Annotated in this window: 12 protein-coding genes; 6 read left to right on the top strand and 6 right to left on the bottom strand. The window is 70.7% G+C overall.

Annotated elements, in window-relative coordinates:
• Positions 1-26: 26 nt before the first annotated feature.
• Positions 27-686, bottom strand: a complete 660-nt coding sequence (nucS, locus tag ACFWGZ_RS35360) for an endonuclease NucS (protein WP_382455942.1) — start codon at positions 684-686, stop codon at positions 27-29.
• Between the two features lie 96 nt (positions 687-782).
• Here nucS and ACFWGZ_RS35365 point away from each other — a divergent pair, with 96 nt between their 5' ends.
• Positions 783-1,277 carry an NUDIX domain-containing protein gene (locus tag ACFWGZ_RS35365; protein ID WP_382455943.1) on the top strand — a complete coding sequence of 165 codons (495 nt, stop codon included), beginning with the start codon at positions 783-785 and terminating at the stop codon, positions 1,275-1,277.
• Here the strand turns inward: ACFWGZ_RS35365 and ACFWGZ_RS35370 are convergent.
• Entirely contained in the window at positions 1,274-2,191 is a 918-nt protein-coding gene (locus ACFWGZ_RS35370; protein WP_382455944.1) for a GlxA family transcriptional regulator, read from the bottom strand. The genes ACFWGZ_RS35365 and ACFWGZ_RS35370 overlap by 4 nt on opposite strands.
• 107 nt (positions 2,192-2,298) lie before the next feature.
• Here ACFWGZ_RS35370 and ACFWGZ_RS35375 point away from each other — a divergent pair, with 107 nt between their 5' ends.
• Positions 2,299-2,889, top strand: coding sequence for a DJ-1/PfpI family protein (locus tag ACFWGZ_RS35375; protein WP_382455945.1), 591 nt, complete (start codon positions 2,299-2,301; stop codon positions 2,887-2,889).
• Positions 2,886-3,293 carry a hypothetical protein gene (locus ACFWGZ_RS35380; RefSeq protein WP_382455946.1) on the top strand — a complete coding sequence of 136 codons (408 nt, stop codon included), beginning with the start codon at positions 2,886-2,888 and terminating at the stop codon, positions 3,291-3,293. The genes ACFWGZ_RS35375 and ACFWGZ_RS35380 overlap by 4 nt, the downstream gene beginning before the upstream one ends.
• Here ACFWGZ_RS35380 and ACFWGZ_RS35385 read toward each other — a convergent pair.
• On the bottom strand, positions 3,290-3,988 hold the full coding sequence (locus ACFWGZ_RS35385) for an SDR family oxidoreductase (protein WP_382455947.1): 699 nt from the start codon (positions 3,986-3,988) through the stop codon (positions 3,290-3,292). The genes ACFWGZ_RS35380 and ACFWGZ_RS35385 overlap by 4 nt on opposite strands.
• 102 nt (positions 3,989-4,090) lie before the next feature.
• Between ACFWGZ_RS35385 and ACFWGZ_RS35390 the strand changes: the two genes are divergently transcribed.
• Positions 4,091-4,945 (top strand): helix-turn-helix transcriptional regulator, encoded by an 855-nt coding sequence (locus tag ACFWGZ_RS35390; protein WP_382455948.1) that lies wholly within the window; start codon positions 4,091-4,093, stop codon positions 4,943-4,945.
• Here ACFWGZ_RS35390 and ACFWGZ_RS35395 read toward each other — a convergent pair.
• The gene (locus ACFWGZ_RS35395; protein WP_382455949.1) at positions 4,860-5,618 is read right to left on the bottom strand and encodes an enoyl-CoA hydratase-related protein; all 759 of its coding nucleotides are present in this window, start codon (positions 5,616-5,618) and stop codon (positions 4,860-4,862) included. The genes ACFWGZ_RS35390 and ACFWGZ_RS35395 overlap by 86 nt on opposite strands.
• Positions 5,619-5,635: 17 nt before the next feature.
• On the bottom strand, positions 5,636-7,744 hold the full coding sequence (locus ACFWGZ_RS35400) for a protein meaA (RefSeq protein WP_382455950.1): 2,109 nt from the start codon (positions 7,742-7,744) through the stop codon (positions 5,636-5,638).
• Here ACFWGZ_RS35400 and ACFWGZ_RS35405 point away from each other — a divergent pair.
• Entirely contained in the window at positions 7,734-8,021 is a 288-nt protein-coding gene (locus tag ACFWGZ_RS35405; RefSeq protein ID WP_382455951.1) for a hypothetical protein, read from the top strand. The two genes, ACFWGZ_RS35400 and ACFWGZ_RS35405, sit on opposite strands and share 11 nt — an antisense overlap.
• Here the strand turns inward: ACFWGZ_RS35405 and murA are convergent.
• A complete protein-coding gene (murA, locus tag ACFWGZ_RS35410) occupies positions 8,018-9,283 on the bottom strand; it encodes a UDP-N-acetylglucosamine 1-carboxyvinyltransferase (protein ID WP_382455952.1) in 1,266 nt (421 codons plus the stop codon). The genes ACFWGZ_RS35405 and murA overlap by 4 nt on opposite strands.
• Before the next feature lie 35 nt (positions 9,284-9,318).
• Between murA and ACFWGZ_RS35415 the strand changes: the two genes are divergently transcribed.
• A complete protein-coding gene (locus tag ACFWGZ_RS35415) occupies positions 9,319-9,891 on the top strand; it encodes a cob(I)yrinic acid a,c-diamide adenosyltransferase (protein WP_382455953.1) in 573 nt (190 codons plus the stop codon).
• Positions 9,892-10,016: the final 125 nt, after the last annotated feature.

Below are 10,016 nucleotides of genomic sequence, written 5' to 3' on the forward strand. Positions count from 1 at the left end.
GAAAACGACAAATACATCACAAGGGCTCAGAACAGGCGGAACTCGTCCGGCTCGATCCCGCGCAACGCGTCGTAGTCGAGCACCACGCACCGGATCCCGCGGTCCTCCGCGAGCACGCGGGCCTGCGGCTTGATCTGCTGCGCCGCGAACACCCCGGCGACCGGCGCCAGCAGCGGGTCGCGGTTCAGCAGCTCCAGGTACCGGGTCAGCTGCTCGACGCCGTCGATGTCGCCCCGGCGCTTGATCTCGACGGCCACGGACGAGCCGGAGGCGTTGCGGCACATCAGGTCCACCGGGCCGATGGGGGTCGGGAACTCGCGGCGCACCAGCGTCCAGCCCTCGCCCAGGGTGGTGACGTGCTCGGCGAGCAGCTTCTGCAGGTCGGCCTCGACGCCGTCCTTCTGCAGGCCCGGCTCGGGGCCCAGCTCGTGCTTCGAGTCGTGCAGCACCTCGTCGAGGGTGATGATCAGCCTCTCCCCCGCCTTGTTCTGCACCGTCCAGATGTCCGGGTCCTCGATCAGCCAGCAGGGCGGGCTCATCCAGTTCAGCGGCTTGTAGGCGCGGTCGTCGGAGTGGATCGACACCGACCCGTCGGCCTTGATGAGCAGCAGTCGCTGGGCCATGGGCAGATGGGCGGTGAGTCGGCCTACGTAGTCGACCTTGCAACGAGCGATGACGAGACGCACCGCGACAGGCTACGGGGTGTGTCCAGAATCCGGACGTTAGGTACGGTCCGTGCCGTGGAAAGCCTCGGCACCCGTCAGGTGTACGCAAACCCGTGGATGACCGTCAGGGAAGACCCGATCCGCCGCGCGGACGGCACTGAGGGCATCTACGGCGTGGTCGACAAGCCCGACTACGCACTGGTCATCCCGCTCGACGGCGAGCGCATCCGCCTCGTCGAGCAGTTCCGCTACCCGCTCGGGCTGCGCCGCTGGGAGTTCCCCCAGGGCACCGCGCCCGACCGCGCCGACTCCGACCCGCTGGAGCTGGCCGGCCGCGAGCTGCGCGAGGAGACCGGGCTGCGCGCCGGCAAGATGATCGAGCTCGGTCTGCTCGACGTCGCGCCCGGCATGACGTCGCAGCGCGGCCGCGTGTTCCTCGCGACCCAGCTCACGGAGGGCTTCCACGAGCGGGAGCTCGAGGAGCAGGACATGCGCTCGGCGTGGTTCGCGCGGGCCGACTTCGAGGCGATGATCGCCAAGGGCGAGATCACCGACGCGCAGTCGATCGCCGCCTACACGCTCCTGCTGCTGCACGAGCACTCCCAGCCCTAGAGCCGGAAGGCCGCCCGGTACGCGTGCGGTGAGGTCCCGGTGATCCGCTTGAACCTGTCGCGGAACGCCGTGGCCGACCCGAACCCCACCCTGCTCGCGATCAGCTCGACCGGGTCCTTCGTCGTCTCCAGCAGGTGCTGCGCCTGGCGAACTCTCGTCCGGTGCAGCCACTGCAGCGGCGTGGTCCCGGTCTGCTCGCGGAAGCGGCGGTTCACCGTCCGTGTGCTCATGCCCGCCTGCCGCGCCAGGTCCTCCAGCGTCAGCTCACGGGCGGCGTGCGCCTCCATCCAGCGCAGCAGCGGTTCGAGCTCGGTTCCCTGCGGCGCCGCGGGTGGCGTCACGATGAACTGCGCCTGCCCGCCCTCGCGTTCCAGCGGCATCACGGCCCGGCGCGCCGCGTCGGCCGCCACCGCGGACCCGTGGTCGCCGCGGATCATGTGCAGGCAGAGGTCGAGGCCCGCCGAGGCTCCGGCGGAGGTCAGGAACTGGCCGTTGTCGACGTAGAGCACGTCCGGGTCCACCTCGATCGACGGGTGCCGCGCCGCCAGTTCCGCCGCGGCGGCCCAGTGCGTCGTCGCCCTCAGCCCGTCCAGCAGCCCGGTCGCCGCGAACACGAACGCGCCCGAGCAGATCGACGCGATCCTGGCTCCCCTCGCGGCGGCGGCGCGCACCGCCTCGAGCACCCGTTCCGGCACGACGAGGTCCGGCGCGTGGCCCGGCAGCACGACCGTGTCCGCTTCGGACAGCAACTCCAGGCCGTGCGGGACCTTCAGCTCGAAGAGCGCGGACCGGACCGTCCTCTTCGGACCGCAGAGCCGGACCCGGTACCGGCCCGTCCAGCCGAACGCGTCGATCGGGACGGCGAAGTCGAACGGGATGACGCTGTCCATCACCACCACGGCAACCTGATGCACGCCCTCCACCGTAGCTGGCGAGAATCCGTTGGAACATGGCATTCCAGCCAGTTCCGACCCGCCGGTCGCGCCCCTACGGTTTCGACCGACGACAGGAGGAGGGGCGGATGTTCGCTCAGGTGGTGCTGTTCGACGGGTTCGACCCGCTGGACGCGATCGGACCGTACGAAACGGTGCTGGCAGGGGGAATCCAGGCGGAACTGGTGACCGTCGAGGGCCCGCGCGAGGTGCCGAGCGGTGTGGGGTTCTCCCTCGGGGCCACGGCTGCGCTCGACCCGGAACGCGCCGGCATCGTGCTCGTCCCCGGAGCGGCGGGAACGTCGAACGACGAGATCCTCGCGCTGCTCTCGAAGGCCGCTCCCACGCTCGCGGGCCCGGTAGGGCGGGCGCTCGGCGCCGACGGCGTCACGGTGGCCACGGTGTGCGGCGGCTCGCTGGCCCTCGCGATGGCCGGGCTGCTCGCCGGGCGGACCGCGACGACCAACCACCTCGGCCTGGAGGCCCTCGCGAGCCTGGGGGTGACCGCGGTCCCCGCCCGCGTCGTCGACGACGGCGACCTGGTCACCGCGGCCGGTGTGACCTCCGGCATCGACCTCGGGCTCTACCTGGTCGAACGCGAGGTGGGTGCGCGGAAGGCGGTCGAGGTCGAGCGGCTGCTCGCCCACGAGCGGCGCGGCACGGTCTGGAGCGCGGCGTGAGCAAGCTGTTCCTCTCGCTGCACGTGCTCGCGGCGATCATCGCCATCGGACCGGTCACCGTCGCGGCGAGCATGTTCCCCAAGGCCGTCCGGGAGGACGGCGACCCCGGGCTCCTGCACCGGATCTGCCGCGGCTACGCGCTCATCGGCATCTCGGTGCCGGTGCTGGGGCTGGCGACGGCCGGCGTGATGGGCGTGACCGGCCACCCGTGGGTGGTCGTGTCGATCGCGCTCACCACCGCCGCCGCGTTCCTGCTCGCTCTCAAGATCATCCCCGGCCAGGAGAAGGCCCTGAAGACCAACGACGTCGGGCACCTCGCCATGCACACAGGCGTGTTCAACCTGCTGTGGGCGACCGTGACCGTGCTGATGGTCCTGCGGCCGGGGTCGACGACCGGTGCCTAGCGGTCCGCCACCGGCCGCACGACGACCTCGTTGACGTCGACGGACTCGGGCTGCGAGATCGCGTACGCGATGGCGTCGCCGATCGCCGACGCGGGCAGCGCGTTCTTGCGGTACTCCGCCATGAACGACGCCGCGTGGTCCTCGGTGATGGTGTCCGCCAGCTCGGACTGGGTGACACCGGGCGAGATCACGGTGACGCGCAGGTTGTCGCGTTCCTGGCGCAGTCCCTCGGACAGCGCCCACACCGCGTACTTGGTCGCGCAGTACACCGCGGCCGTCGGCGTGACGAGGTGCGCGCCGATCGAGGCGACGTTCACGACGTGCCCGCCGCCGGTGAACAGGGGCAGCACGGCGGCGAGGCCGTTCAGCACGCCCTTGATGTTCACGTCCACCATGCGGTCCCACTCGTCGACCTTCAACGAGTCCATGAGGGACAGCGGCATCACGCCCGCGTTGTTCACCAGCACGTCGACGTGGCCGTACTCGGCGACGGCCGCATCCACAAAGGACTGGAAGGACTCGCGCGAGGTCACGTCGAGCGGCGCGTAGGCGGCGCCGATCTCGGTCGCCAGCGCCTTCAGCCGGTCCTCGCGCCGGGCGCCGAGGAACACCTTGTGCCCCGCCTTCGCGAGGATGCGGGCCGTGGCCTCGCCGATGCCGCTGGAAGCTCCACTGATCAGAACGACTTTGCTCATGGCCACAACACTCGGCGCTCGCTCCGATGCCTACCAGGACACCTTCTGCCTAGGTGTGGCACACCCAGGCAGCGCGCGGCGGCACCGCATAGGCTCGCACCCATGCTCGGCGAGTTCCTGAAAGCACACCGCGCCCGCGTCAACCCCGAGGTCGCCGGCCTCCCGAGTCACACCCAGCGCAAGGTCAAGGGCCTGCGGCGCGAGGAGGTCGCGGTGCTCGCCGGCGTGAGCGCGGACTACTACGCCCGGCTCGAACAGGGCCGCGAGACCAACCCGTCGGCGCAGGTCCTCGACGCGCTGAGCCGGGCGTTGCAGCTCGACACCGACGCCCGCGCGCACATGCACCGCCTCGCCGGCGTGGTCGCGGAAGAGGGCCATGCGACCGACAAGGTGAGTCCGGAACTGCGGCAGCTCATCAGCGGCATGCTCGACATGCCGGCGTTCGTCATGAGCTCCTACCTGGACGTGCTCGCCACCAACGCCCTGGCCGACGCCCTGTACGAACCGTTCGAGCCGGCCGACAACCTGGCCAGGATGGCGTTCCTCGACCCCGTCGCCCCGAGCTTCTACCCGCGCTGGAACTGGGTCGCGCAGAGCACGGTCGGCAACCTGCGGCTGACGGCCGACCCGAACTCCGCGCGCCTGGCCCGGATGGTCGCGGAACTCAGCCGGAACCCGGTGTTCAAGGAGCTGTGGGAGAACCACGAGGTGCGCGGGAAGACCCAGGACGCCAAGGAGTTCGTGCACCCGGCGGTCGGTCCGCTCAAGCTGACCTACCACTCGTTCGACGTGCGCGAGGCCCCCGGCCAGTTCCTCGTGGTCTACCAGGCGGAGCCGGGCCCGAACGCCGACGCGCTGCGGCTGCTCGCGACTAGTCGGGCCACACGGGAGGCCGCTTCTCCAGGAACGACGCCCGTCCCTCTGTGGCTGACGGGGACTGCGAAGTCTCGGCCATGACGTTCAGCGCGACCTCGTAGGCATCGGCCTCCGGCCGGTCGAGCTGCGCGTAGATGGTCCGCTTGCCGATCGCCTTCGACGCCCGGCTCCCCCGCGTGGCGCGTGCCAGCAGGTCGTCCACGGCGGCGTCCAGATCGTCGGCCGGCACGGCGCGGTTGATCAGGCCCCACTCCACCGCCGTGGCCGCGTCGACCACGTCCCCGGTGAGCACGAGTTCCATCAACCGCTTGCGCCCGATCGAACGGGCCACCGGCACCGCGGGCGTGTGGCAGAACCACCCGGCTTTGCCGCCGGGCAACGAGAACCCGGCGGTGTCGGCCGCGACCGCGAGGTCGCACGAGGCCACCAGCTGGCACCCGGCCGCCGTCGCCAGCCCCTGCACCCGTGCGATCACCACCTGGGGCGCGGACTGGATGGTCTTCATCAGCACGGTGCACAGCTCCAGCAGCTGCCGCACACCTTCCTCGTCCCGTGCGTGCACGTCCGCGAAGTCGTGCCCGGCGGAGAACACCGGCCCCTCGGCGGCCAGCACGATGCCCGCCGCGTCCGAGGTGCGGGCCTCGCGGAACGCGTCCAGCAGTTCGCTCAGGTGCTCCGCGGACAGCGCGTTGCGCTTGGCCGCGCGGTTCATCGTGATCCGGACTGCCGACCCGTCCCGCGCAACGTCCACCATTCCGCGACAGTAAGGCCCTACGCGGGAGAACGCACCTCCCGGATCACGGTGACGATCTCGTCCATGATCTCGGTCAGCTCGTAGTCCTTGGGCGTGAACACCCGCGCCACCCCGCGCTCGCGCAGCTTCGCGGCGTCGTCCGGCGGGATGATGCCGCCGACGATCACCGGGATGTCCCCGGCACCGGCCGCGCGCAGCCCCTCGACCACCGCGGGCACGACCTCGAGGTGCGACCCGGACAGGATCGAGAGGCCGACGACGTGCACGTCCTCCTGCACGGCGGCGGCCACGATCTGCGCCGGGGTGAGGCGGATGCCCTGGTAGACGACCTCGAAACCGACGTCGCGGGCCCGCACGGCCACCTGCTCGGCGCCGTTGGAGTGCCCGTCGAGGCCCGGCTTGCCGACCAGCATCCGCAGCCGTTCGCCGAGCTCCTCGCCCGTCGCCCGCACCCGGTCGCGCACCCGTGCGATCTCCGAGCCCGCCTCACCGGACGCCGAGGCGCCGGAGACACCGGTCGGCGCCCGGTACTCGCCGAACGTCTCGCGCAACGCCTGGGACCACTCCCCCGTCGTCACGCCGGCCCGCGCGCACGCCAGCGTCACCTCGACGAGGTTGCGGTCGGTCTTCGCGGCCTCGCGCAACGCCTCCAGCGACGCCTCGACCGCGGCGCCGTCGCGGTGCGCACGCCATTCGCGGATCGCCTCGACCGCGTGCATCTCGACGATCGGGTCGATGGTCTCGATCGCGTTCGCGCCCTCGGCCTGCAACGGCGACGGCTCGGTCGTGTCGAACCTGTTGACCCCGACCACGACCTCCTCGCCGGACTCGACACGGCGACGGCGGTCCGCCAGCGACGACACCAGCTGCGACTTCATGTAGCCGGACTCGACGGCCGCGACCGCACCGCCCATCGCCTGCACGCGGTCGATCTCCTCGCGCGCACCGGCGAGGATCTCGTTCACCTTGGCCTCGATGACGGGCGAGCCGTCGAAGATGTCGTCGTACTCCAGCAGGTCCGTCTCGAACGCGAGCACCTGCTGCATGCGCAACGCCCACTGCTGGTCCCACGGGCGCGGCAGGCCGAGGGCCTCGTTCCACGCCGGCAGCTGGATCGCGCGCGCACGGGCGTTGCGGGACAACGACACCGCGAGCATCTCCAGCACGATGCGCTGGACGTTGTTCTCCGGCTGCGCCTCGGTCAGGCCGAGCGAGTTGACCTGCACGCCGTAGCGGAACCGGCGGTGCTTCGGGTTCTCGACGCCGTAGCGCTCGCGCGTGATCTCGTCCCAGAGCTGGGCGAACGCGCGCATCTTGCACATCTCCTCGACGAACCGCACCCCGGCGTTCACGAAGAAGGAGATGCGGGCGACGACGTCACCGAACTTCTCCTGCGGCACCTGGCCGGAGTCGCGCACCGAGTCGAGGACCGCGATCGCCGTGCACATCGCGTACGCGACCTCCTGCGCCGGCGTCGCGCCGACCTCCTGGAGGTGGTAGCTGCAGATGTTGATCGGGTTCCACTTCGGCACGTTCGACACGGTCCACGCGACCATGTCGGTGATCAGCCGCAGCGACGGTCCCGGCGGGAACACGTACGTGCCGCGGGACAGGTACTCCTTGATGATGTCGTTCTGCGTCGTGCCGGCCAGCGCCGCCGGGTCCGCGCCCTGCTCCTCGGCGACGGTGACGTAGAGCGCGAGCAGCCACATGGCCGTCGCGTTGATCGTCATCGACGTGTTGGCGCCGCCGAGCGGAATTTGGTCGAAGAGCTGCCGCATGTCGCCGACGTGGCTGACCGGCACGCCGACCTTGCCGACCTCGCCCTTCGCCAGCTCGTCGTCGGGGTCGTACCCGGTCTGCGTGGGCAGGTCGAACGCGACCGACAGGCCGGTCTGGCCCTTGGCGAGGTTGCGCCGGTAGAGCGCGTTGGAGGCGGCGGCCGAGGAGTGACCCGCGTACGTGCGCATCACCCAGGGGCGGTCGCGCTCACGGTCAGCTGGGTACGGCACAGCACCTCCCACAACGTCGGTTGCTCGGAGCGTACTGGCCGGTAACTGCCGTCGCGCGTGCGCTTGCTCACTGAATCGAGACCAGTGGGAGCATGATGAAGAGGTGACGGGCATCTACCAGACCGCGGTCGTCTTCGGCGCGCTCGGCTTGCTGGCCCTGGTGTTGCGGTACTTCGCGGGCAACGACAGACGAGCGGTGCCGGATCCCGACGGCACCGACTTCGGGCTGCTGAGCGAGGTCGCGCTCGTGCCCACCGAGGAGGCGGCGATCGTCCTCGTGCGCAAGCTCAAGGTGAACGGGGTGCGCGCCACGCGTTCGCGCAACGCCCCCTACCGGATCATGGTGTTCCCGCAGGACGTCGCGAACGCGCGGCTCGTGCTGAAGACCTAGGAGCTGACCCGCTCCACGTCGGCGCCCAGCTTGCGGAGGTTCTCCACGAAGCCCGGGTAGCCGCGCTCGATGTGGAAGATCTCGTAGACCTCGGTGGCCCCGTCCGCGCACAGCCCGGCGAGCACCAGCCCGGCACCGGCGCGGATGTCCGACGCCCACACCGGCGCGCTCGACAGCTTCTCGACGCCGCGGATCACGGCGTGGTGGCCGTCGGTGCGCGCGTCGGCGCTGAGGCGGATCATCTCGTCGATGAACCGGAACCGCGCCTCGAACAGGTTCTCGGTGATCATCGACGTGCCCTCGGCGACCGCGGACAGCGCGATCGCGAACGGCTGGTTGTCGGTGGCGAAGCCGGGGTACGGCAGCGTCACGAAGTCGACGGCCTGCGGCCTGCCGTCCATGACGACCCGGAAGCCCTCGTCCTCACCCTCGTAGACGGTCACCTCGGCGCCCGCCATCCGCAGCTTCTCGAGCACGAGGTCGAGGTGGTGCGGGTTCACACCGCGCACGCGCACGTCGCCGCGCGTCATGGCGGCGGCGAACCCCCACGTGGCCCCGACGATCCGGTCGCCGATGACGCGGTGCTCGGTCGGCTTGAGCTCGGTGACGCCGTGCACGGTCAGCGTGGACGTGCCGGCGCCCTCGATGTTCGCGCCCATCTGCGTGAGCATCAGGCAGAGGTCGACGATCTCGGGCTCGCGCGCGGCGTTGTCGATGACCGTCGTGCCGTCGGCCAGCACGGCCGCCATCAGGATGTTCTCGGTGGCCCCCATGCTGGGGAAGTCGAGCCAGATCTGCGCGCCGTGCAGCCCCTCGGCCTCGGCGACGATGCAGCCGTGCTCGATGCCGGTCGTGGCGCCGAGCTTCTCGAGCCCGCTCTGGTGCATGTCGAGCGGCCGCGACCCGATCGCGTCGCCACCCGGCAGCGCCACGACGGCGCGCTTGCACCGCCCGACGAGCGGCCCGAGCACGCAGATGGACGCCCGCAGCTTGCCCATCGCCTCGGAGTCGGCGTGGTAGCTGAGCTCGGCGGGGGTGGTGATCCTCGCCACGTCCCCTTCGAGCTCGACCTGGCACCCGAGGCTGCGCAGCGCGTCGGCCATCAGGGGCACGTCGAGGATGTCCGGGCAGTTGGTGATGGTCGTGGTGCCCTCGGCGAGCAGGGCGGCCGCCATCAGCTTCAGGACGCTGTTCTTGGCTCCGACGACGTCAACCTCGCCGACCAGACGTGCGCCACCGTGTACCCGGAAATGCTCGCTCACGCGGCAATCCTACGTACGGCCATAGAGTGCCGGTCATGGCGGTGCATCTCACGAAGATCTACACGCGAGTGGGCGACGACGGCACGACCGGTCTGGGCGACTTCTCCCGGGTCCCGAAGACGGACCCGCGCATCGAGGCGTACGCGGACGTGGACGAGACCAACGCGTCCCTGGGCGTGGCCCTGGCGCTGGGCAACCTGGCGGACGACGTGGTCGAGGTCGTGCGCAAGGTCCAGAACGACCTGTTCGACGTCGGTGCGGACCTCTGCACCCCGATCGTCCCCGACCCGGAGTACCCGCCGCTGCGCGTGACCCAGGCCTACGTGGACCGCCTGGAGGGCTACTGCGACACGTTCAACGAACGCCTGGGCAAGCTCGACTCGTTCATCCTGAACGGCGGCACCCCGGGAGCGGCCCTGCTGCACCAGGCCCGCACGATCGCCCGCCGGGCGGAACGGCGCGCGTGGTCGCTCGTCGAGGCGGACGCCGAGCGCACGAACGTGCTCACGGCGAAGTACCTGAACCGCCTGTCGGACCTGCTGTTCATCCTGGCCAGGGTGGCGAACCCGGACGGCGACGTCCTGTGGCAGCCGGGCGAGAACGCCTAGTGCGGTGACCACAATCCTCACCGGGTTCTGCGCGGCCCGGGTGGACGCCTCGCGGCACCTCCCCCGCACCCCCGTACCACCAGTACGAGGGTGCGGGGGAGGCACCACGATGCATCGCCCCGGAC

Origin of the sequence: Lentzea sp. NPDC060358 (assembly GCF_042725365.1) — a bacterium.
Classification (GTDB): Bacteria; Actinomycetota; Actinomycetes; order Mycobacteriales; family Pseudonocardiaceae; genus Lentzea.